A 22886-nucleotide genomic window follows, 5' to 3' on the forward strand; every position below is an offset into this window, starting at 1 on the left:
TAGATAAAATTAACTGATACAGAGAGGAAAAAATATGCTAATAGAAACAGAAAGATTAATTATTCGTGATTTTCAACTTAAAGATAAGGAAAATTTAATGAAGATTATATGGCAAAAAAATGTAATACGATTTATGAGAGATTGGTCTGAAAATAGCATTGTCGAAGGAAGACTTTTAGGGTATATTAAGTGGCTTCAGACACAAAAGGAATCAAAAAATATTTATGAAAACAAAAGATATGCTGTTGTACCAAAAGAAACAGATGAGCTAATTGGTATGGTTGGAATGGGTTTGGAGGACACGTTAAATGAAGTGGAAATGGCATATTTTATAGATGAAGATCATGTGGGTAATGGATATGCAACAGAAGCACTAAAGGCTCTATATGAATGGTGCATAAGTGTATCAGATATTTCATATATGATTCTTACTATCGATTGTGAAAATACTGCCTCATGTAAAGTTGCAGAAAAGGCACAGTTTAAATTATTTGAGAAAAGAATTCCAATTGGACATAAACAACCTAATATGGAAAGTGACAGTTACTTTTATTATCGTAGATATCGATAGATTTTAATTTATCTCATTAAACAAAATGAGTATACAAGAATGGAGAAAGATTTATGAATAATTTATTCTTAGTTGAACCCAGAAGAGAATATCAAAAGAGCTTTGAAAATTATGTTTTGGCATATAAAAGAAAAAATGATATACATTATCTGCATATGTACAAAAAAGGATTGGAGGATTTTCATGGTTATTTAAATTACCTGAATAATCTTTCTCGAGGCATAGAAATACCTGAAGGATGGGTAAGAACATCAACATTTTGGCTAATAGATAATGATGAAGTTGTAGGGGTCGTACGAGTTAGACATGAAGATGTAAGTACGGATGGACACATAGGATATGATATATCACCAAGTTATAGAAATAAGGGTTATGGTACTCAAATTCTAAAATTGGCATTAGATAAGGCAGAAGAAATAGGCATAAAAGAAGCAATAGTTACTTGTAACATAGATAATATAGCTTCAAGAAAAATTATAGAAAAGAACAATGGTAAACTACTTGGAACAATTTTTGATGAAGAGGAAAATGAAAATCTATACAAGTATAGTATTACATTAATAGCCAACTAAAATACACATTATTCTTAAATAATAAGTGGTGTTGACTCAAAGAAGGTGTGAAAAATAAGTATTCGTTATAAGGTATTTAAAATTATTCTGAAAGAAAGCGGTATAAAGAAGATATTGTCATTACCGACAAAAGAACTCCTGTTGAAAGTACAAAAGATAAATCATAGGCGTAGCTTTAAAATTCCAAATGGCAAACAGTATCAATATAAAGATATTGTATTTCTTGACCGTTTTCATTGTCTCAAAATTAGTGAAAATACGGAAAAATCACAAAAGGCAATTCTTTTTCTTTATGGCGGGGGTATGATTTTAAGCCCCCATGGTAGCAATATCAAATTTGCGGCGAGAGTGGGGAAACGAAGTAAATCGGACATATGGTTTCCTTATTACCCTTTATGCATAGAAAACAGTATTGATATGCTCTATAATATGTTATTTGAAGTTTACAAAAGAATGCTGAAAGAATATGATGCTGAAAACATATCTTTCCTTGGCTTTTCCTCAGGAGCTGCATTAAGCATAGGGCTTTGTCAATACAATCATGAGCAAAACAATTTCTTGCCAATACCTAAACAAATCATTGCATGTTCACCGGGGTGTGTCCCACTAAGTGAAGAAGAAACGGCAAAGATGCGAAATTTATCTGAAAAAGATATTATTGTTGATGCTGGGTTTATGTTGCACATGAAGGACATCATGACTCACGGAAAAGATATTCCTAAATATATGCTTTCGGGAGCTCGAGGCGATTTTACCGATATGCCGGAAATACATTTTTACTATGGAACAGATGAAGTACTATATGCTGAAGCGGATTATTTTGAAAGGGCTTGTAAAAAACATGGTGTTACATACCATATGCATATAGGAAATGGCATGTGTCATTGTTATCCTATGATGCCGTTTATTCCAGAGGCTAAGCGAGCATTAAATGAAATAATCCAAATATTGCTATGATTATGAGCACAATCGTGAGATGATAAGTTCTAAGTTGAATGGAGAAATATAATGATATGTATTATAGATGATAAAGAACAAAAAGAAAAAATAGCCAAAGAAATATTAACTAATTTACCAGATTGGTTTGGATTGCCAGAAAGTACGAAAAAATATATACAGCAAAGTAAAGATTTGCACTTTTGGGCTGATGTAGAAGATGAACTTGCAAGAGGATTTGCTGTATTAAAAGAAACAAGTCCATATACTGTTGAACTTTATGTTATAGGAGTATTAAAAGAATTACATAGAAAAAAAATTGGTAAGAATCTGTTTCAATATTGTTATGATTATGCTAAAGAACAGGGCTACTTATATATGCAAGTAAAGACAGTAAAAGAAGGTTGTTATGATGAATACGATAGAACAATAGCATTTTATAAGAAGCTTGGATTTAAAGAATTTGAGTGTTTCCCTACACTTTGGGATAAATGGAATCCATGTCAAATTTATGTTATGTCCATCAAGTGAATTCCAATTTAAGATTGAGTGAAATAAATAGAAATTTGTAGGTGAGCATTTACCTATATATCATATAAAAAGTACAGATAGTTCTTTTAAAATTTAGGAGGATATATGAAAACAGTAGTATACTTTATTAGACATGCCGAACCAGATTATTCTGTTCATGATGATGCAAGTAGACCGTTAACAGATAAGGGTAAAAAGGATGCTTTAAAGGTTGCAACTTATTTTAAAGATAAGGAGATAGAGGTTGCATTGTCAAGTCCATACAGAAGAGCAATAGATACAATAAAACCATTTGTTGAAACAAGCAATATGAAGGTTGAATTAGTTGAAGATTTTAGAGAAAGAAAAGTTGATAGTTGTTGGATAGATGATTTTCATGGATTTTCTCAAAGGCAGTGGGAAGACTTTAATTTTAAACTATCAGATGGAGAATGTTTGAATGAGGTACAAGAACGAAATATAAAAGCATTGAAAAAGGTTTTAAAGAAATTTTATGGAAAAAAGATAGTTATAGGGACACATGGAACTGCATTGAGTACAATTATAAACTATTATGAATCTGCATTTGGATATAAAGATTTTAATGAAATAAGGCTACTTATGCCATAGGTAGTAAAATTTGACTTTAACGAAACAAAATGTATTAAAATTGAGAATATAGACATATGATTTTATAAATATTGTTATAAAGTAAATAACAAATAGTAATCTAGGAGGGACAACTATGGATATATGGAAAGAATTGTACAATAAGGCTAAAGATCAGTATTATCCTACTGATGTATCACCATTTATTAATTGCCTTTCGCCACGAACCGCCATCAGGTGTTAGAAGAGCTACTTTCAAACTGGTGGGGAATGAAGCGCTATGAAGAAAATAATGCAGTGTAATAAAATTCAAAGCTAAAGGATGTGTTTATTATAAAAAATAAAGGAATTTGCTTAGTACTTTTTATATTCTTTCTATCTATATTAACATCATGTGGGACAAGCAATAATACTTCGACTAAAGTAGTTAATATAGACAATGTAGTTAAAGAGACTTTTTTAACTGATAAAGGATATTCTGAAGAATTATCAAAGCATGTTTCAGAGAGGGTATTCAAATATACCAATATATATAATGTATATGCTGTAAATGATCCTCAATATAAAAAACCTTTTAAGGTAGATTTTAGTTTAAAAGAAGATTCACAAAGTGTGAAAAAAGACATAGTTTATGTTAAGATGACTTATTCGGTTATGATAAAAGATGCTACCGGTAAAAGTATAGGGGGTTCAAGAGATATTCCTATAACATTCACTGTAAAAATCACAGGTACTAATTGGTACATTACTGATAAATATGAAGCTGCATAAATTGTTGAATGAAATAGTGGATAGAATCTATCAAGATTGTTATAAAGTAAATAACAAATAATAATTTAGGAGGAGCAAAATGGCAAATATTATTAGAAAATTTTCTGATGATGATATTGAAGCGGCAATAGAAATATGGAATGAAGTGGTTGAAGACGGCGTTGCGTTCCCACAATTAGAGAAGCTTGATGTGGAAACAGGAAAAAAATTCTTTTCAAATCAATCTTATACAGGAATAGCTATAAACAATGATACTAATAAAATTTGTGGATTATATATCATGCATCCTAATAATGTAGGAAGATGTGTCCATATTTGTAATGCTAGTTATGCGGTAAAAAGTGATGAACGAGGCAATCATATAGGAGAACTTTTGGTAAAAGATTGTATGACAGAGGCAAAAAAAATGGGATTTAGGATATTACAGTTTAATGCGGTGGTTAGTAATAATTATTTTGCACTGCGCTTATATGATAAATTGGGCTTTGTCAAGTTAGGAACAATTCCTGGGGGATTTTTAATGAAAGACGGAAGTTATCAAGATATTATCCCGCATTATCATTTATTATAACTAAGTTTACGTATTCAATTTAATGTTAAGTATTATAAATAGCAATTTGTGAACAGTAAGAAAGTGAGGAGTGATTAAACATGTTTCGATATGTACATACAAATATTATTGCAAAAGATGCAAGAAAACTGATTGAATTTTATAAGACTGTAGTTAAATGTAAAAGCATCAATGAGACACGTGATCTTCGAGGGGTGTGGTTAGACAGACTTACAGGAATAAACAAAGCACATATTTCAGGAGAGCATCTTCTTTTGCCCGGTTATGGTGAGGATCACCCAACGCTTGAAATATTTTCATATGATGTGCTGAAAGAAGCATTAGTTCCAGAGATTAACCGTCCTGGTATTGCTCATATAGCTTTTGAAGTAGACGATGTTGAAACAACTTTAAAAGAAATTATAAATGCGGGTGGAGCTAGAATCGGAGAATTGGTTACTGCCGCGTATCCGAACGGACAGGAAGCAGTATTTATCTATGCACAAGACCCTGAAGGTAATATTATAGAATTACAAAGTTGGATAGATATAGAATCTAACTCCTAAATAATAGCATGCTAAATTCCAATTTAAAGTTGAGTAATATAAATAGTAATTTAGTGAGAAGCGTAAATGATATAATAAAAAATACAAGTAATGGGGGTATTAGTCAATGAGCAAATTTAAAGAGGAGATATTAAATTTTGTTCATGAAAATTTTCAAGCAAATTGGGCTTATGAGGTTGAGCAATCCTTGATGCAGAGTCCTGGAAAATGTTTTATTGCAACAAAAGAAGGAAAATTATTAGGATTTGCATGTTATGATGCTTCAGCAAAAGGATTCTTTGGGCCAATAGGTGTGCTCACTTCAGATAGAGGCAAAAATATAGGTACTTTATTATTATTACGGACATTAGAAGCTATGAGGGAATATGGATATGGATATGCTATTATAGGATGGGTTAGTGAAGCAGAGCAGTTTTATAGAAAAACTGTTTCAGCAGAATACATAAAAAATGGTGAACCAGAAAACAGTGTTTATGCAAATTTAATTTTTATGAATTAAATAAAAAGTTTAATAAATTTCGATTTAAGATTGAATATCATAAATAGTGATTTGAAGAGGCGATTTAATGAAATGTTTATTAGTTATTGATATGCAGGAAGATTATGTAGGAGATTCTCGAAATATAAAAATGTATCCTTATAAGGCTAAGGAACTGATACATTGCATCAACGATAAAATTTTGGAATATCCTAATGAATCTGTGATTTATATTGTAAATAGATTCTTTTGGGAAATTGTAGGAAAGCCTAAAAGGCTAGTTAAGGGACTCTCTGTTATATCTAATAACGTGTTTGAAAAAAGAAGTGCAAGTTGTTTTTCTAATAAAAAGTTATTGGAGTATTTGCAAAAGATAAAGGCAAGTGAACTTGAGTTAGTCGGCGTAGATGGTAATTATTGCGTAAGAGCTTCAGCTATTGAAGGAATAACTAATCAATATAAAATTTTATTTAATGAATCACTTATTGGCATAGGAAATTATAGTAAGTTCAAAAAAACAAAGAGGAAATTAGAGGCTAAGGGTGTGATATTTACTTCATAAACAATAATAAGTAATAGTAATTTATCTGTTATAACATAGATAATATAGCTTCAAGAAAAATTATAAAAAAGAATAAATGGAGGAATAGAGAGTTTTGAACTTAAAATATATTAAAGCAAAAAAAGAAGATGCAGACATGTTAATAGAAATTTATAATGCATCATTCTATGATGATTATATTAGATACGGAGAATGCCCTGCTTATGGGAGGACAAGAAAAAGCATGAGAGTATCTATTGAAAAATTTCCTAAACTTATTATTTGTTGTGATGATATTCCCGTTGGAGTTATTTCAGTTGCCAATAGAGGGGAAGGAGAATATTATCTCGGATGTCTTTGTGTGATTCCACAGTATCAAGGTAAAGGTATTGGAACACAATCAATTAAATATATGATGGATTATTATACAGACTGGAATAAAATAACACTTATAACACCAGCAGACAAAGAGGAAAATATAAATTTTTATACAAAAAAGTGTGGTTTTATAGTAGATGACACAGATATGGATGGAAATGTTAGGGTAGTACATTTTCTTATGCAACGATAAATTTCAACTTAAGGTTTTGAGTAATATAAATAGTAATTTATATCTAAGATCACTTATATACCATACTATAAAAAAGACAAGGAGAAGTTATTGTGAAAATTATTGAGGTAAATGATTCTCATGCTGATATAGTTGGTAAGGTACATTCAACAGCATGGAAAGATGCCTATAGAGACGTATTTTCAGCTGAGTATATAAATCAAGACACTCCAGAAAAACGTAAACAAGAATGCATAGAGGCACTTGAAAATAAGAGAAGTAGATATTATTTGATTCTGGTACAAAATGTCGCTATTGGAATTATTAAAATATCCTTGGAACCTAAAAATATGTGTGAAATTGAAAGCATATATTTTCTTAAAGAATATAGAGAGAATGGGTATGGTACCCAAGCAATTAACTTTATAAAAAAAGAATACAGCAATTGTAAAATTATTTTATGGGTATTAGAATCAAATGATAGTGCAATAAGATTTTATAAAAGGAATGGATTTAAATTTACTACTCAAAAAAGAATAGTTAAGAGAGGTTACGATTATTGTCAAATTGAATTTGAATATCATAATTAATTTATATAATATATTGCATGAGCATAATCCTTATGTTTGCAAATTCCAATTGTGCGCCCAGCTAAACGTAGACAGCGAGAAAGTAGGGTTGAAATGCTATTGAGCCTCCAAATTTTGTATATCAGTGGGCTGACGTCTTAATTGGTGCGGAAAGCAACATCACGTAGGTCGTAATGGCAAGAACTATGTGGCACTGCGGGGTCAAAGGGCCAATCATGCTTTACATGATGGTTAATTATCAACTTGGGAGAGCCTGTTGTTTCTTAGTAATAGGTATGACAAACAACAATAAAACGGAGAATGTCAAAGAACGACAGGCAGTCGGATAGTCTCGTAGTACCGCTGAGATTGGGTAATGCCAGTGGAGGGAAGGGTACTACAGAATAACAATCTTTCTGAGGACGCATCATCTGTACTCATGGACAGATGAATTGATTGAAACAAAATTAGAAAGAATAGCAGAAATATCAGCAAATACAAGAAAAACAGATGATTTCCTAGGCTTTACGTTTTACTGCGGAAAAAGTCGTAGAGGGTATCCGTGTGTCATGCTACAAACAAGCAGTAAGAAATTTAGACAAAAGCTAAAAGATATCAAAAAGTGGCTTTACGAGAATAGAACTGTGCCAGTTAAGAATATGATAAAGGTATTAAATCTCAAACTGGTTGGACATTATAGGTACTATGGTGTATCTTTCAATGGCAAGAGTATAACAAACTTTCTTCATAGAGTAAAGCAATTTTTATGTAAGACACTTAATAGACGAAGCGATATGAAAAGCTACAACTGGGGTGGATATACAGAAATGTTGAAATATTATTCTTTAGCGAAACCAAAGATATATTGTAAATTGTTTTAACTGTGAATGTTATTATGAGGAACCGTATGCGGGAAAGCCGCACGTACGGATTCTGTGAGGGGCTTATATTGTGAGGTGTAAGTCTACTCGATTGTATGGATGATTTTCAAATTCAAAAATCTAATTGTAGTAGAGAAAAAATAGGGATTTTAGGAGGAAGTATGATGGAGATAAGAACAAGTTGTATTAATGATTTTGAGGGAATTTATATGTAATTGGATTTTCAGCATTTTATATTGCAAATAACTTTTGGAAAGAAGGAATTATTGCATATGATTATGGAATGATTGTAGATGAGAAAAATAGAGGAAAAGGGATAGGACAAGGTTTAATCGATAAACCTTGTCAAATAGCTAAAGAGTTAGGTTGCAAAAGGTTTGAACTGGATTCAGGTTTTCAAAGAGAAGGTGCTCATAAATTCTATGAATCAATTGGCTTCGAAAAAAGAGCGTACCTTTTTTCAAAGATACTATAGCGTATATGCAAATTCAAATTTGTAGTTCAGATTATTTATATTTTACGGAGGTGCAATTATGGGATCCGAATTAATAAATGCCATAAAACTTAATACAGAGGTTTTGTTTACAAATGCAAATATTATGTTGAAAACGTGTAATCTTGATTTTATTCTTTGTGATATGCCTATATGGAAACATGTATATCATATGTTACATTCCTGCGATCAATGGTACATCAATCCAAACGAGTACACAGAACCTGATTTTCACGAACCAAACTTAAATTCTTTAGACATTGAAAGCGAAAAAACGCTTTCAAGAGATGAATTATTGCAATATCTTGGCAGCATTAAGACGAAAATCATGAACTATCTAGATACATTAACGGATGAAATGTTATATGACATTCCATTGGGCTGTAAATCCAACCGATTAGGTTTGATTATTTCGCAAATTCGCCATTTTTATGCTCATTTAGGTAATATAAACGCTACAACGATAATAGAAACTAATAAATGGCCGCGAGTCATTGGAATAAGCGGGAAACCAACTGAAGGACTTTATGAGTAAATAGACAATCATAAAATGAGGATAATAAGAAGTTTAATAAATCCTAATTTTAAGATTGAATAACATAAATAGTAATTTATCTGTATTTGAATGGCAACAAAGGAGGCATAGAGTTAAAATGGAAATTGAGATTACTGATGAAATAAAAAAACAAGATGAAGATGTTATTTTTCAAGGTTTATTAGAATATAATTTAGCCAGAATTGAAGATAAAAAACCCAAGGATTTAGGTGTTTATTTACGAGATGAAACAGGCAAAAAATTTGCTGGTCTAATTGGAAATACACATGGTAATTGGTTATTTATAAAATTTCTATGGGTAAGTGAAGAATTAAGGGGACATAACATTGGAAGTAATATTTTAAACCAGGCAGAAAAAACTGCGAAAGAGCGTGGTTGCAAGTATTCATTTTTAGATACTTTTAGTTTTCAAGCACCTGAATTTTACAAAAAGCATGGATACAAGGAAGTGTTTGAATTAGAAAACTATCCTGTCACGGGGAAACGCTATTATTTTACTAAAACTCTTTAAAATTTCTACAGAGCAAGTGGATGAAAATACTGATGAAATAGAGTACGTTATTAAATGGGAAAAATGAACATAATGATAAATTTATCGAGGTTACGATTATTGAAAAATTCAATTTACATATCATAAATCACCATAAGTTACCATAGAAAATAAAGTTAAGGCAAAGAGAAAATTGATTTAAGTTTTGGTAAAATGTTTTTAGTTGAGCCAAGAAGAAAAAATAGCAAAAGAAATACTAAATAATTTACCAGATTGGTTTGGATTGCCAGAAAGTACTAAGAAATATATTCAGCAAAGTAAAGATCTGCACTTCTGGGCTGATGTAAAAGATGAACTCGCAAGAGGATTTGCTGTATTAAAGAATTACATAGAAAAAAATTGGCAAGAATCTGTTTCAACATTGTTATGATTATGCTAAAGAACATGGCTATTTATATATGCAAGAAAAGACGGTTGTTATGAGGAATAAGATAGAAAAATAGCCTTCTATAAGAAGCTTGGATTTAAAGAGTTTGAGTGTTTTCCCACACTTTGGGATAAATAGAATCCATGTCAGATTTATGTGATGTCACTTAAGGGAATTCTAATTTAAGGTTGAGTAATATAAATAGCAATTTATCGGGTTGATTATTATTAAATTATGAAAAAAATTTTCAAACAATGAAATGTACAAATCAAAATTTGTGGAGGAGGATAATATAAAGTGGAAAAAGCAATGGAATTTCTTCTTGAGACTTCAAGACCAATTGGAGCATATAGCTCTGTCCATTATGATAAGCACACTAGGTTTGATAAAGCAGAGGAACAAGCAGAATTAAAGGCTAAAAAAATTTAAGAGATTATTGATTAAACTAATGAGTGTTTAGGATTACTATAGATGAATTCGACCATAGAAAGAGAATCTTTTGAAAATAATTTATATAAAGAAATCAAAGAAAAAAATATTCTCAAAGATGAGTATGATATAGTTTGGATGAAATTCACAGAAGATGGGTTTTTATGTGTTGTCGCTACTAGTAATAATATAAATTTTCAAGTTCCTAATGATTCATCGGAATATAAAGAAAAGATAAGCATGCAATAATTATTCATCACTTGAAGAAACAATGGGATGAAAGTTTTGTATTAATATTAACGCTACAAAACATTTCTGAAAAGCTAAAAAGAGGAGATATTGAAAGAGGGATTTGAAATTATTTGATAAAAAAAGAAGTCTCTATTCTGGATTTCTTTTCGAATAGATGTTAATTATACTATATAACTTCCAATTTGTAATACGGATTATTTACATTATTGTGAAAGAAGGAAGAAACATTATGCAACAATTTTTGATAAATGAATTTGGTCAGAGTTTAGGAAATAAAATTTATGATATACAACAGAAAAAATTACAAACAATACTGGAACTGACGACAGGAAAAAGTAATAATCAGATGATAACATTGAACAAAACAATCCTTCCAAGGATTGCATTATATAAGGTATTGAAAGAGGAGTTAGGTGAACAGAAAAAAGCATATGATACGGTTGAAAAGTACATGCTTACTATTGTTGGACCAAAATTGAACAAACAGTATTCAATGCTGAAATTCATACCTGGTTTCTTTTATATGTTTAGAAAGATAATGCTTAATGTAATTAGTAAGAGTGATAATTGGGTAACTGAAGTGATAAAAAATGACAGCATATCAGTAAAATATAATATAACTAAATGTCTCTGGTATGATGCCTGCGTAGAGAATAACTGCCCTGAACTTTGCAAAATATTTTGTGATGTAGACCATGTGATTTATGGCTCAATGAAAAAAATAAAGTTTATTCGCACAGGGACATTGGGGACAGGGAATAATTGCTGTGATTTTTGCTTTTTGAATAGAAATAAAATAAACGGGATATAGGCCAGTAAATTAATATGCATTCTTTTAAGCTGTATATAATGAATATTACAAATAGTAATTTACATGATTGGAGTGTTTACATAGTATGAAATTAAATGAAATTTTAAATATAAATGAGCTAGACTATAAAAAGTATAAAATACATCTTGCTTGTGGCGGAGATCCAAAAGATAGATTAGAGGCTTATAGAAAATATAAAAATGGCAAATTTAAGGAATGGCAAGAAGGTCAAAATGCACATAATTTTCAAAGAGATTATATTATATCATTAATTTTTATTGAAAAAGATTAATTAGGAATTAGTTATATTTAATGGATAAATATTAATTTAGAGGAATGTATAATTGAATTAACTTTAAGAAAGTGGTGAAATAGTGTCAGAGGAACGACTTATTAAAATTTCAAAAAACCTTTCAGAAAAAGAGATAATTAGACTTTTGAACATAAATGCATATTATTATATTGAAAATGTTGATTTAGCTCCAGAACACTGCATGGCTGCTGTAAAATCAAATGGTTCGGCACTGAAATTTATTTCTAAAAAATGCATACAATGGACATCTGTCTCGCAGCAGTCAAACAATGCACAATTGCAATAAGATATGTAAGTAAAGTATTTTTGGAGGAAGATATGTATCGTGCGGCAGCTCTAAGTGATAATCCTAATTTATGTTATGTTCCGGATAAGTACCTCCAAGTGAATTCCAATTTAAGATTGAGTATTATAAATAGTGATTTGAAGGTGAAGATTTACCAATATATCATGTATAAAGTACAGATAGTTCTTTTAAAATTTAGGAGGATATATGAAAACAGTAGTATACTTTATTAGACATGCTGAACCAGATTATTCTGTTCATGATGATGCAAGTAGATCGTTAACAGATAAGGGAATAGAGGCTGCATTGTCAAGCCCATACAGAAGAGCAATAGATACAATAAAACCATTTGTTGAAACAAACAATATGAAGGTTGAATTAGTTGAAGATTTTAGAGAAAGAAAAGTTGATAGTTGTTGGACAGAAGATTTTCATGGATTTTCTCAAAGGCAGTGGGAAGACTTTAATTTTAAGCTATCAGATGGAGAAAGTTTGAATGAGGTACAAGAACGAAACATAAAAGCACTGAAAAAGGTTTTAAAGAAATTTTATGGAAAAAAGATAGTTATAGGGACACATGGAACTGCACTGAGTACAATTATAAACTATTATGAATCTGCATTTGGATATGCACATACATCAGGTGTAGGTGGAATGCCATGTGGAGCTTGTAGAGAATTTTTGATGCAACTTTCATTTAAGAATAAAGACATAGAGATTATGGTTGATTACAAAAAGAGAGAAACTATTAGATTAGAAGAGTTACTTCCAAACTGGTGGGGAATTAAGCGCTATGAAGAAAATAATGCAGTGTAACAAATTTCAAAGCTAAAGGATGTGTTTGTTATAAAAACCTTTTAAGGTAGATTTTAGTTTAAAAGAAGATTCACAAAGTGTGAAAAAAGACATAGTTTATGTTAAGATGACTTATTCTGTTATGATAAAAGATGCTACTGGTAAAAGTGTAGGAGGTTCGAAAGATGTTCCTATAACACTTACTGTAAAAAGGACAGGTTCTAATTGGTACATTACTGATAAATATGAACCTGCATAAATTGTTGAATGTTATATGAATTAAATAAGAAGTTTAATAAATTCCGATTTAAGATTGAGTAGTATAAATAGTGATTTAAGGTTGATTATTATAAATGGTACTTTAGTTAATTCAGAAGGGGAGTTATTAGGTGAATGAAGTGACAAATTTAATAATACTAAGAGGTAATTCTGGAAGTGGTAAGACCACTACAGGCAAAGCTTTACAAAGAAAATTTGGACATGGTACAATGCTAATTTCACAAGATGCCGTTAGAAGAGAAATGTTATTTGTGAAAGATGGACCCAAGCCAGAAGCAAGTAAGTTATTATTTGAACTTGCGCTATACGGAAAAAGCCATTGTAATATTGTAATTTTAGAAGGCATTTTAAATTCAAAGTGGTATAAAAATTTATTTGAAAATTTACTAGACGAATTCAACAATGAAATTTTTGCATATTACTTTGATATACCTTTTGAAGAAACTTTAAATCGCCATAAACAAAAGCCTAATGCACATGAATTTGGAGAAAAGGAACTGAGAGAATGGTGGAATGAACAAGATTTATTAGGTATCATTCCAGAAGTATGCTTGCACAAAGAATTAAGTTTAAATGAAATAGTGGATAGAATCTATGAAGATTGTTATAAAGTAAATAACAAATAGTAATTTATAGTTCAGATTATTTATATTTTACGGAGGTGCAATTATGGGATACCAATTAATAAATTCCATAAAAATCATATGTTACATTCCTGCGATCAATGGTACATCAATCCAAACGAGTACACAGAACCTGATTTTCATGAACCAAACTTAAATTCTTTAGACATTGAAAGCGAAAAAACGCTTTCAAGAGATGAATTATTGCACATTTTTATGCTCATTTAGGTAATATAAACGCTACAACGATAATAGAAACTAATAAATGGCCACGAGTCATTGGAACAAGCGGGAAAAGCGGGAAACCAATTGAAGGACTTTATGAGTAAATAGACAATCATAAAATGAGGATAATAAGAAGTTTAATAAATCCCAAGCTTGTACTTATGTCGTGTACTTGTTCATTAACGGGACTTGCACATATAATTAATATAACAGTAACGAAAAAGTTAATAGCAGATTATTTAGCATGGGGATTTTTCATGGGATTAGCATTTCTATCTGTAGGTGTTGCAATCAATCATGACAATAAACAGAATTCAATGATGAAGATAATAGTCATTGTATGTGGCACTCTTTATTTAATTGGTTTTTTAGGGACGGTATTTATAAATGAAAATATATGGTATTTAGCGCCGTTTGGGTATGGTTTAGGGACAATCCTAATTTGCATTAAAATGATGAAAATAGAAAAGGAGTAGTGGAAATGAAGCTTATTAAATTAACCAGTAATTATAAATGTGAATGGGAAAGCTTTATTAGTGAGTTTAAAGAAAATGAAGAAAAATTAACTCCTCTAGCAATGAAAGGTAATGCTAATACTTTTGAGGAATTTTTAATTGAAACTAATAATAACTCAAAAGGTATAAATTTGCCAAATGGAATAGTTCCTTATGACATATACTTCTTAGTTGATGATGATTCAAAATATTTAATAGGTTCAATAGATATTAGGCATTATCTAAATGAATATTTAGCAGAATACGGTGGTAATATTGGATATGGAATTAGACCAAGTGAACGTCAAAAAGGATATGCAACAAAAATGCTTGCTTTAGCGTTGGAAGAATGTAAAAAACTAGGGATCTTAAAGGTTTTGATTACTTGTTTTAAAAGTAATGTTGCATCAGCTAACACTATTATTAAAAACGGTGGGGATTTGGAAAATGAAGTTGTCGAGGATGGAAAAGTAAAACAAAGATATTGGATTTATCTATAAGTGTATAGATACGCTATAAATTTATTTGCATGTAGTCTTGGTGCATATTTCAGTTTGCTTGCATATAAAAATCTTCCAATAAAGAAAGGTTTATTTCAGTCACCAATTCTTGATATGCAGGAAGAATAAAAGACGAAGAAAGGTAGATTTCAATGATTTTATATTTTACAGGAACAGGAAATAGTGAATATATTGCTAAACGAATAGCAGAACTTACTGGGGATAGCCTTGTTTCAATGAATGAAAGAATTAAGGCCAATGATGCATCAGAAATAAATGCAGACGGCAGATTAGTTTTCGTCGTGCCAACCTATGCATGGAGAATTCCAAAAATAGTTGAAGAATGGATTGCCAAAACCAGATTCCAAGGTGCTGAAAATGCCTATTTTGTTATGGATTGTGGTACAAGCATTGGAAATGCAAAAAAATATATAAAACAAATCTGCAAAAGAAAAAGCTTTCAATATATGGGTGTAAGTTGTATTGTCATGCCAGAGAATTATATAGCCATGTATGATGCACCCGAGGAATCTACTTCGAGGAAGATTATTGAGAATGCAAATCCTGTAATTAGCAAGATTGCAGAAATGATTCATAAAGAAAAGGTATTTCCTGATGTGCAGAGTAATATTATTGATTATCTCAATAGTTCTATTGTAAATACAGCGTTTTATTCATTCATTGTAAAAGCAGATAAGTTTACAGCAGACGATAAATGTATAGGATGTGGTTTATGCATGAAAGAATGTCCACTTAATAATATTCGTCTAAAAGGAAACAAACCTGTCTGGGGAAAGGAATGTACTCATTGCATGGCATGTATCTGCAAATGCCCCATGGGAGCCATTGAGTATGGAAAAAACAGTGTCGGCAAAGTTCGTTATAGATGTCCAATGTAAAAAGATAGGCTTGTACTGACTTTTATAATATAATTTATATAGTGACAAAGGTATTTTATTTATTAGTTAATTACGGTATTAATTTTAATAGAATAAGGGGGAAAAAACATGATTCAATCAGTTGTACATATTGCCTTAGTAGTAAAAGATTATGATGAAGCAATTGACTTTTACACAAAAAAACTTCATTTTACATTGGTAGAAGATACATATCAACCTGAGCAAGAGAAAAGATGGGTAGTAGTATCTCCACCAGGTTCAAATGGAACAACAATATTACTCGCAAGAGCAGCTAAGCCTAAACAAGAGAGTTTTATAGGAAACCAAGCAGGCGGACGAGTTTTTCTTTTCTTAGGAACTGATGATTTCTGGCGTGATTATAATGAAATGATAAAAATAGGAATAGAATTTGTTAGAGAACCTAAAGAACAGGATTATGGAACAGTGGCGGTATTTAAAGATTTATATGGTAACTTATGGGACTTAGTTGAGTTTAATGAAGATCATCCAATGTTTAAAAGAATTAAGTAAAAAATTTTAATTTGTGAGGTAATTGTAATGAAATTTGAAGAAAAACAAGTAAGGTTAAAAAATGGCACAACGTGTATTTTAAGAAGCCCAAATGAGCAGGACGCAGAGAAAATGATTGAATATTTGAAAATGACATCAGAAGAAACGCATTTTATGGTTAGATATCCTGAAGAAATTAATATTACTATTGATAAAGAAATAGAGATTCTTAAAGATAGTCTGAATAGTAATAAAAATATTATGATTGCAGCATTTGTTAATAACGAACTTGCAGGTAATGCAGGTATTAGTTGCATAAGAGACCATATTAAACTTGAACATCGGGCAGGGTTTGGAATTTCTATAAAAGAAAAATACTGGAATAATGGTATAGGAAATGAATTGATTAGAGAAATGCTTGAACAAGCAAAACAAATGGGGTACGAACAGATTGAACTTGGTGTGTTTTCTGATAATGATAAAGCAAAAAACTTATATAAAAAGTATGGTTTTGAAATTTGGGGTACTACTAAGAATGCATTTAAACTTAAGGATGGAACATATCGTGATGAAATCACAATGAGAAGAATGATTTAATGTATAGTTTTAAATGTTAAATAAAGTTGACTAAAGCAATTAGTATGTATTGACTGAGCTTGAGTTTGAAAGGAGCTTATAATATGGAATTAGAAATTAAGCTTGCTTATGATAATAATAGAGAAATTAAAGAATTGTTTTTGGAATATACAGAAATGCTAGTTAAAAATGATTCGAGTTTTGCAAAATACTTGCAATTACAAAATTATGATTCTGAACTTGAACATTTAGCAGATAAATATGGATTATCAGATGGTAGGTTGTATATAGTAAAGGTTAATAATGAAGTTGCTGGATGTATTGCCTTAAGGAAAATAGATTGTGAAAACTGTGAAATGAAGAGATTGTATGTTAGATCTGCATTCCGCGGACATAAAATTGCAAATAAGCTGGTGGAAATAATTATTGAGGATGCTAAAAGAATTGGTTATAAAAGTATGCTTTTAGATACACTACCTTTCTTAGAAGGGGCTATACATTTATATAGGAAATTTGGATTTTACGAAATTGAATCATATAATAATAGTCCAATGGATACTTCAATTTATATGAAATTAGATTTGCTTAATGAATTTTTAGAAAAAAGTGAATACATTGATTATGAATCAGATTTGATAATTTCTAAAGCACAACGGCTTTTTAACAATAATATGACAAATGTTGAAAAGGCACAAACTGCCTATCTATTTGTACGAGATGAGATACCACACTCCTTTGATTGCAGTACTTCGATTATAACTGCAACCGCTTCTGATGTGTTAAAATACAAAACGGGTATATGCCACGCAAAAGCAAATTTACTTGCCGCTCTTCTTCGCTCGCAGGGTATACCAACAGGATTTTGTTTTCAACATTTAACCTTGATGGATGACGACACTGAAGGATATTGCTTGCATTGTTATAATGCGATTATGCTAGAGAACAAGTGGATAAAAGTTGATGCAAGAGGAAATACAAAAGGTAAAAACGCACAGTTTTCTATGGACACACCTATTTTGGCTTTTGAAAATAGGCCTCAATATGACGAATATTTTTTTGACGGAATATTTCCAAAACCAGATTTACCCACCATGGAGATGCTTAGATTTGCAGAAAATATACAAGATGTTATAGATGGTTTGCCTGAAAAGCCATTCGGTAGACCAAACATATACATTAAATGAGCACACTTTACAACATATAAAATTCCAATACGGTTGCACTATACTGATTATATAAATATGAGGAGAGATAATTTATGAATGAAGTATTTAAACAAATACCACTATACAGGTTTATCATGTTCTGTAATGAAACAGCTATGAATAAGACAGTATTAGATTGTGGAGCAGGGGGTGATTGTCCACCATTAAGCTTATTCTCGGAATATGGATACTTAACACATGGAATAGAATTTAACACTAATCAATTAGAAGAAGCTAATAAATATGCAAATAAAAAAAATCAAAATTTAAATATCGAGCAGGGAGATATGAGAAAATTAAAATTTGAGGATGAGTCGTTTAGTTTTGTTTATTCATACAATTCAGTATTTCATATGACAAAAGAAGATGTTTCAAAGTCTATAAATGAAATGAAGCGAGTATTAAAGAAAGATGGATTATTTTTTGTGAATTTTCTTACTACAAGTGATTTTCGGTGTGGACAAGGTGTAGATATTGGTGAAAATCAATATGAGCAAATGGATGATGATATTCCTGTAATACATTCATATTTTGAGGAATGGGAACTAGAAAAGTATTTTGAGGATATGGAGATATTATACAAAGAGGACAGGGTTTTAGAAAGAATATATGAAGGTGAAAAAATTAGGCAAGGATTTATTGATTATATTGTCAAGAAAATATAAAGTAATTAATTATTAACCTCTAGATAATCTTGTATTAACAACAAAATTATCTAGGGGGATTGTTTTATTTATTACATATTCATAAAAGTAAATTCTAACGGATTTCTATCTACTAGCCTTGGATAAGCATATTTAGGGTATCCTACCATAACAGCACCTGTAATTTTTTTGCTTTTAGGAATATTAAATAATTTAAGTAATGGAGAATTGTCTTTCAGGGCAATTCTTTCAAACATTCCAGCCCAACATGAACCCAATCCTAGTGATGGTGCATATAACTCCATATATTCTAGTGAAAAAATAGAATTTTCTCTTCCTCTTATAAAATCTACATCAGCAGTTGCTAGGACAAGACATGGTGCTCCTCGCAAAATAGTATCAATTCCTTTTTCCCTATAAGGTTTTGTGAAGTCAATTGATAAATTATCATGTTCAAATGCTTCAACAGCAAGTTTAACAGCTTTATCGAGTATTTTCCTATCATCTATAATAACATAAGATATTCCTTGCAAATTATGTCCACTAGGAGCAAAATGGGCAATATTAACAAGGCTTATTAATTTTTCTCTTGGAACTGGAGTATTTTTATAAGAGCGAATGGAACGTCTTGAACGAAGAAAGTTCTCTGCTTCCTCAGGACTTAATTTCGGAAATTTTGTTGAGCTGATTTGATTTAATAGTGGTGTTTTCCTGTTGTCCATAGCTTCTCTTGGGCAAACAGCTACACAATGCCCACAAGCAATACAGTTTTCAGGATAAACTTCTTCAGGACCATTTTCACTAAGTCTAAATACTTGTTCTGGACATTCATTTACACAAAGTCCACACTTAACACATTTATTTTGATCTACATTTGTTAAATTCATTTTTATTCTCCTTCCCTTTTTAAAAATTTATTAGTAATTAAATAATATGTATATGCTAGTAGAAGCACAACACAACTTACAATCGTAATTCCTACAACACCAAATGAGTGATATACGGATGTACCTAGCCAGGAGCCAAGTGATCCGCCTAAATAATAGCCAACCATGTAAAGTGAATTTAATCTGCTATGATTTTGTGGATTAAGTTTATAAATTCTACCTTGATTTAAGGACATATTCATTCTTGAACCAACATCTAGAGTAAATGTTACAATAATGAGAATTGCAAAGTTAGCCCACCCTATACCTAGAAGTAAAAAAGATACAAACATGATGGTTAAAGCAAAGATGTTCCACAGACCTACTTTTTTACTATTGACTAATTTCCCAGTAAATCCAGCGGCTAATGCACCAGCCACACCTAAAAATCCAAACATCCCAACCATGGCACTACCATAATGATATGGGTGATTTCCTAAAATGAAAGACAATGAAACCCAAAAGATATTGAATGCACAAAATGCAGCAGCACCGAAAACTATTGTTTCTCTTAATACTTTCTCTTTTTTTAACAATGGTGGTAAAGATAATATAATATTTTTATATGAACTTTCCTTCTTTATATTATCATTTGGCAGTGCATAGTATAAATATACTGCTAAAACTAATAAAATTATTGCTGCGACTTCGTGAACTGCTCTCCAACCCAATAATTGTCCAATAACTCCACCAAATACTCTACCTAATAGAACTCCGAGGAATACTCCTGTTAGCAAATGCCCAACTATTGCACCTCGTTTTTCAGATGGCATATTTGATGACACAAATGGGATTATAAGCTGTGCTGAAACAGTTGAAAGACCCATTAGAAACCCTATAACTATTATTAAATTAAATGAAGACGCTAAAGTCATTAAATATAACAATACGGCTGAACCAATAATACTTAAAATTATTAGTATTTTTCTACTATACCTATCTCCTAATGGTACTATAAATAATAGCCCTAGTGTGTAACCTATCTGTATAGCTGTAATCAACACACCAGACAATGAGGCAGATACAGAAAAATCTTTAGATATATTAGTTAGTAAAACTTGATCATAATACAAGTTAGCTACTGCAATTGAACATATAATAGTCAATATTATTAATAATTGTTTTGAAAAATTTTTAGTTTTTAATTGTTTATTCATTTTCACATTATCCTTTCTATAAGTTATGAGGTTAGTATATAATTAAATTATCCATTTAAATAGAGATCAATTTATCCTAGGATAAATAATCATATGTTCAGTACAACTACGTAAATAACTTGAAAGGTTATTAATAATTAAATTATAAATTGGAGGATAGCAATGTCTAAGAGCAAAGAACTTGGATTGTTTTTAAAAAAGAAGAGAGCCACACTAAGTCCTGATCAATTTGGATTTGAATCAAATAAAAGAAGGAGAGTTGAAGGCTTAAAAAGAGAAGAAGTTGCGGATTTAGCAGGGGTGAGTATTGATTGGTATGTTCGAATTGAACAAGGACAAGATGTTAATCCATCAATAGATGTATTAAATTCTTTAAGCAGAGTGTTACAGTTAAATAATGAAGAAAAAAGATACTTGTTTAATTTATCGGATAAAAAAGTACCTGTTGAAGTTACCAATACTATTACTATTTCTGATACATTACAAAAATTTTTAGATAATCAAAATCCCAATATAGCTTATGTTACTGATAGCAAATTTACGATAATTGGATGGAATAAAGTGGCACTAAAGGTTTATGGTAACTACAAAGAAATGAATGAAAAAGAAAGAAATTCTATCTGGAGAGCTTTTAATGATAATTATATAAAGGAATTATTGGACAATTGGGAGGGACATTCTAAGTTACGGGTTGAACAGTTGAGAGCAAACTACAGTTATTATGAAAATGATAATAAAATAAATGAGATTATAAATGAACTAAACACAAAAAATTCGCTTTTTAATAAATGGTGGAATAACGGAAGTATAATGGGAATACCAGAGGGTCAAAAGCTTTTACATCATCCCATTGTAGGAAACTTATATCTAAGTTATATTTCATTTAAATCCACAGAAATAGAGGGCTTAAATATCACTATTCAAATGCCCGTAGATGACAATACAAAAAATAAATTACAACAGCTTATACAAGATTAACTTTATTAAAAAATAAAATAAATATTATGAGGTATAAATAAATATGATATATGCAAATGAAGATAAGCTTAATAAAGAATTGAAGGTTGAATGCAAAAAATGTTTTGGGCTATGCTGCACGGCATTGTATTTTTCGGCATCAGAAGGTTTTCCAACGAATAAGGAGGCAGGTAAACCCTGCATAAACTTACAAGCAGATTTTACATGTTCTGTTCATAATGAGCTTAGAAATAAGGGACTTAAGGGATGTATTGCTTATGACTGTTTTGGTGCCGGACAAAAGGTATCTCAAGTTACTTATGGTGGACGTGATTGGCAACAATTCCCCGAATCTTCTAAGCAAATGTTTGATGCATTTCTGATTATGAGGCAGCTTCATGAAATGTTATGGTATCTTACTGAAGCATTCACTCTTCAAACAGAGCACAATATGCAAGAAAAGATAAGTTCGCTTCTAGACAACACTGAAAGACTCACACTTCTTGATGCTGATGCTTTGTTAGCACTGGATGTGGAAGAGCATAGAACTAAGGTTAATGTACTACTTAAGAATACAAGTGAATTGGTGCGTACTAAAGCTAAAGCAAACGGTAAAAAGGGTGCTTTTTTAAAAAATAAGAATGGAAGTTCTCGCAGATTAGATTATTTCGGTGCCGATCTTAGAAAAGCTAATCTTATAGGCGCAGATCTGAGAGGAGCCTGTCTTATTGCAGCGAACCTTAAAGGAGTAGATTTAAGTGGAGCTGATCTCATAGGATCTGATTTGCGAGATGCAGATATTAGTGGAGCTAATCTTGTAAATAGCATATTTCTTACTGAGGCCCAGATTAGTGCAGCTAAGGGCGATTCAAATACAAAGCTACCAATTAGGCTGGCTCCACCAAAGTATTGGGTAAAATAAATAGATTTTAAAA

36 protein-coding genes and 1 pseudogene are annotated in these 22886 nt (G+C 30.9%); 35 read left to right on the plus strand and 2 right to left on the minus strand.

Translation table 11 applies throughout. From position 1 onward, the window contains the following. Positions 1-34 precede the first annotated feature (34 nt). From B8978_RS07640 to B8978_RS07795, 33 genes and pseudogenes are all read left to right on the plus strand, one after another. The gene (locus B8978_RS07640) at positions 35-571 is read left to right on the plus strand and encodes a GNAT family N-acetyltransferase (protein WP_084115041.1); all 537 of its coding nucleotides are present in this window, start codon (positions 35-37) and stop codon (positions 569-571) included. 53 nt (positions 572-624) lie between these two features. Further along, positions 625-1143: a GNAT family N-acetyltransferase gene (locus B8978_RS07645; RefSeq protein WP_084115042.1), complete on the plus strand. Its 519-nt coding sequence runs from the start codon at positions 625-627 to the stop codon at positions 1141-1143. Between the two features lie 114 nt (positions 1144-1257). Beyond that, positions 1258-2100 carry an alpha/beta hydrolase gene (locus tag B8978_RS07650; protein WP_207651876.1) on the plus strand — a complete coding sequence of 281 codons (843 nt, stop codon included), beginning with the start codon at positions 1258-1260 and terminating at the stop codon, positions 2098-2100. A 51-nt stretch (positions 2101-2151) separates the two neighbouring features. Continuing rightward, positions 2152-2610 (plus strand): GNAT family N-acetyltransferase, encoded by a 459-nt coding sequence (locus tag B8978_RS07655; RefSeq protein WP_084115043.1) that lies wholly within the window; start codon positions 2152-2154, stop codon positions 2608-2610. Positions 2611-2715: 105 nt separating this feature from the next. Continuing rightward, complete coding sequence (locus tag B8978_RS07660) at positions 2716-3219, plus strand: histidine phosphatase family protein (RefSeq protein ID WP_084115044.1); 504 nt, start codon at positions 2716-2718, stop codon at positions 3217-3219. A gap of 303 nt (positions 3220-3522) precedes the next feature. Further along, positions 3523-3969 (plus strand): hypothetical protein, encoded by a 447-nt coding sequence (locus tag B8978_RS07665; RefSeq protein ID WP_084115045.1) that lies wholly within the window; start codon positions 3523-3525, stop codon positions 3967-3969. A gap of 79 nt (positions 3970-4048) precedes the next feature. Then, entirely contained in the window at positions 4049-4540 is a 492-nt protein-coding gene (locus B8978_RS07670) for a GNAT family N-acetyltransferase (RefSeq protein WP_084115046.1), read from the plus strand. Positions 4541-4620: 80 nt separating this feature from the next. Beyond that, positions 4621-5085, plus strand: coding sequence for a VOC family protein (locus B8978_RS07675; protein WP_084115047.1), 465 nt, complete (start codon positions 4621-4623; stop codon positions 5083-5085). A 106-nt stretch (positions 5086-5191) separates the two neighbouring features. Then, entirely contained in the window at positions 5192-5584 is a 393-nt protein-coding gene (locus tag B8978_RS07680) for a GNAT family N-acetyltransferase (RefSeq protein ID WP_084115048.1), read from the plus strand. Between the two features lie 67 nt (positions 5585-5651). Further along, entirely contained in the window at positions 5652-6125 is a 474-nt protein-coding gene (locus B8978_RS07685; RefSeq protein WP_084115049.1) for a cysteine hydrolase family protein, read from the plus strand. Between the two features lie 94 nt (positions 6126-6219). After that, positions 6220-6675: a GNAT family N-acetyltransferase gene (locus tag B8978_RS07690; RefSeq protein ID WP_084115050.1), complete on the plus strand. Its 456-nt coding sequence runs from the start codon at positions 6220-6222 to the stop codon at positions 6673-6675. Between the two features lie 92 nt (positions 6676-6767). Continuing rightward, positions 6768-7244 carry a GNAT family N-acetyltransferase gene (locus tag B8978_RS07695; RefSeq protein WP_176212639.1) on the plus strand — a complete coding sequence of 159 codons (477 nt, stop codon included), beginning with the start codon at positions 6768-6770 and terminating at the stop codon, positions 7242-7244. Positions 7245-7675: 431 nt separating this feature from the next. Continuing rightward, a complete protein-coding gene (locus B8978_RS07700; protein WP_242950507.1) occupies positions 7676-8104 on the plus strand; it encodes a group II intron maturase-specific domain-containing protein in 429 nt (142 codons plus the stop codon). A 265-nt stretch (positions 8105-8369) separates the two neighbouring features. Continuing rightward, entirely contained in the window at positions 8370-8579 is a 210-nt protein-coding gene (locus B8978_RS07705) for a GNAT family N-acetyltransferase (RefSeq protein WP_242950520.1), read from the plus strand. A 58-nt stretch (positions 8580-8637) separates the two neighbouring features. Continuing rightward, positions 8638-9132, plus strand: a complete 495-nt coding sequence (locus tag B8978_RS07710) for a hypothetical protein (RefSeq protein WP_084115053.1) — start codon at positions 8638-8640, stop codon at positions 9130-9132. Between the two features lie 118 nt (positions 9133-9250). After that, positions 9251-9664, plus strand: a complete 414-nt coding sequence (locus B8978_RS07715; protein WP_084115054.1) for a GNAT family N-acetyltransferase — start codon at positions 9251-9253, stop codon at positions 9662-9664. Positions 9665-9866: 202 nt separating this feature from the next. After that, positions 9867-10073: a hypothetical protein gene (locus B8978_RS20195; protein WP_242950508.1), complete on the plus strand. Its 207-nt coding sequence runs from the start codon at positions 9867-9869 to the stop codon at positions 10071-10073. Between the two features lie 294 nt (positions 10074-10367). Continuing rightward, positions 10368-10499, plus strand: a complete 132-nt coding sequence (locus B8978_RS20390) for a hypothetical protein (protein WP_278326833.1) — start codon at positions 10368-10370, stop codon at positions 10497-10499. A 42-nt stretch (positions 10500-10541) separates the two neighbouring features. Further along, positions 10542-10748 (plus strand): hypothetical protein, encoded by a 207-nt coding sequence (locus tag B8978_RS07725; RefSeq protein WP_084115055.1) that lies wholly within the window; start codon positions 10542-10544, stop codon positions 10746-10748. Between the two features lie 232 nt (positions 10749-10980). Further along, positions 10981-11562, plus strand: a complete 582-nt coding sequence (locus B8978_RS07730) for an L-2-amino-thiazoline-4-carboxylic acid hydrolase (protein ID WP_176212640.1) — start codon at positions 10981-10983, stop codon at positions 11560-11562. A gap of 85 nt (positions 11563-11647) precedes the next feature. Then, on the plus strand, positions 11648-11854 hold the full coding sequence (locus B8978_RS07735) for a hypothetical protein (RefSeq protein ID WP_084115057.1): 207 nt from the start codon (positions 11648-11650) through the stop codon (positions 11852-11854). 82 nt (positions 11855-11936) lie between these two features. Next, the gene (locus B8978_RS07740; protein WP_084115058.1) at positions 11937-12161 is read left to right on the plus strand and encodes a hypothetical protein; all 225 of its coding nucleotides are present in this window, start codon (positions 11937-11939) and stop codon (positions 12159-12161) included. A 207-nt stretch (positions 12162-12368) separates the two neighbouring features. Further along, complete coding sequence (locus B8978_RS07750) at positions 12369-12977, plus strand: histidine phosphatase family protein (RefSeq protein WP_084115060.1); 609 nt, start codon at positions 12369-12371, stop codon at positions 12975-12977. 79 nt (positions 12978-13056) lie between these two features. Then, the gene (locus B8978_RS19795; RefSeq protein ID WP_176212618.1) at positions 13057-13215 is read left to right on the plus strand and encodes a hypothetical protein; all 159 of its coding nucleotides are present in this window, start codon (positions 13057-13059) and stop codon (positions 13213-13215) included. 130 nt (positions 13216-13345) lie between these two features. Then, positions 13346-13861, plus strand: coding sequence for a kinase (locus B8978_RS07755; protein ID WP_242950509.1), 516 nt, complete (start codon positions 13346-13348; stop codon positions 13859-13861). Between the two features lie 341 nt (positions 13862-14202). Then, positions 14203-14559, plus strand: a complete 357-nt coding sequence (locus B8978_RS07760) for a hypothetical protein (protein WP_176212641.1) — start codon at positions 14203-14205, stop codon at positions 14557-14559. A gap of 5 nt (positions 14560-14564) precedes the next feature. After that, positions 14565-15077, plus strand: a complete 513-nt coding sequence (locus B8978_RS07765; protein ID WP_084115062.1) for a GNAT family N-acetyltransferase — start codon at positions 14565-14567, stop codon at positions 15075-15077. Between the two features lie 15 nt (positions 15078-15092). Beyond that, a pseudogene (locus B8978_RS20200) lies at positions 15093-15197 on the plus strand (alpha/beta hydrolase); the annotation flags it as partial. Between the two features lie 32 nt (positions 15198-15229). Beyond that, complete coding sequence (locus B8978_RS07775; protein WP_084115063.1) at positions 15230-15976, plus strand: EFR1 family ferrodoxin; 747 nt, start codon at positions 15230-15232, stop codon at positions 15974-15976. Positions 15977-16084: 108 nt separating this feature from the next. Further along, positions 16085-16507: a VOC family protein gene (locus B8978_RS07780; protein WP_084115064.1), complete on the plus strand. Its 423-nt coding sequence runs from the start codon at positions 16085-16087 to the stop codon at positions 16505-16507. Between the two features lie 27 nt (positions 16508-16534). Next, positions 16535-17083, plus strand: coding sequence for a GNAT family N-acetyltransferase (locus B8978_RS07785; protein ID WP_084115065.1), 549 nt, complete (start codon positions 16535-16537; stop codon positions 17081-17083). Positions 17084-17166: 83 nt separating this feature from the next. After that, entirely contained in the window at positions 17167-18246 is a 1080-nt protein-coding gene (locus tag B8978_RS20460) for a GNAT family N-acetyltransferase (protein WP_084115066.1), read from the plus strand. A 74-nt stretch (positions 18247-18320) separates the two neighbouring features. Beyond that, the gene (locus B8978_RS07795) at positions 18321-18932 is read left to right on the plus strand and encodes a class I SAM-dependent methyltransferase (RefSeq protein ID WP_084115067.1); all 612 of its coding nucleotides are present in this window, start codon (positions 18321-18323) and stop codon (positions 18930-18932) included. 71 nt (positions 18933-19003) lie between these two features. Here the strand turns inward: B8978_RS07795 and B8978_RS07800 are convergent, their stop codons facing one another. After that, positions 19004-19798, minus strand: coding sequence for a nitroreductase family protein (locus B8978_RS07800; protein WP_084115068.1), 795 nt, complete (start codon positions 19796-19798; stop codon positions 19004-19006). 2 nt (positions 19799-19800) lie between these two features. After that, positions 19801-20994 (minus strand): MFS transporter, encoded by a 1194-nt coding sequence (locus tag B8978_RS07805; protein ID WP_084115069.1) that lies wholly within the window; start codon positions 20992-20994, stop codon positions 19801-19803. A 162-nt stretch (positions 20995-21156) separates the two neighbouring features. Between B8978_RS07805 and B8978_RS07810 the strand changes: the two genes are divergently transcribed. Together B8978_RS07810 and B8978_RS07815 are read left to right on the plus strand one after the other, a co-directional pair. Next, positions 21157-21972, plus strand: coding sequence for a helix-turn-helix domain-containing protein (locus tag B8978_RS07810; RefSeq protein ID WP_084115070.1), 816 nt, complete (start codon positions 21157-21159; stop codon positions 21970-21972). Between the two features lie 43 nt (positions 21973-22015). After that, positions 22016-22873, plus strand: coding sequence for a pentapeptide repeat-containing protein (locus B8978_RS07815; RefSeq protein ID WP_084115071.1), 858 nt, complete (start codon positions 22016-22018; stop codon positions 22871-22873). Positions 22874-22886: the final 13 nt, after the last annotated feature.

The organism is Clostridium acidisoli DSM 12555, from assembly GCF_900176305.1.
Lineage (GTDB): Bacteria > Bacillota > Clostridia > Clostridiales > Clostridiaceae > Clostridium_I > Clostridium_I acidisoli.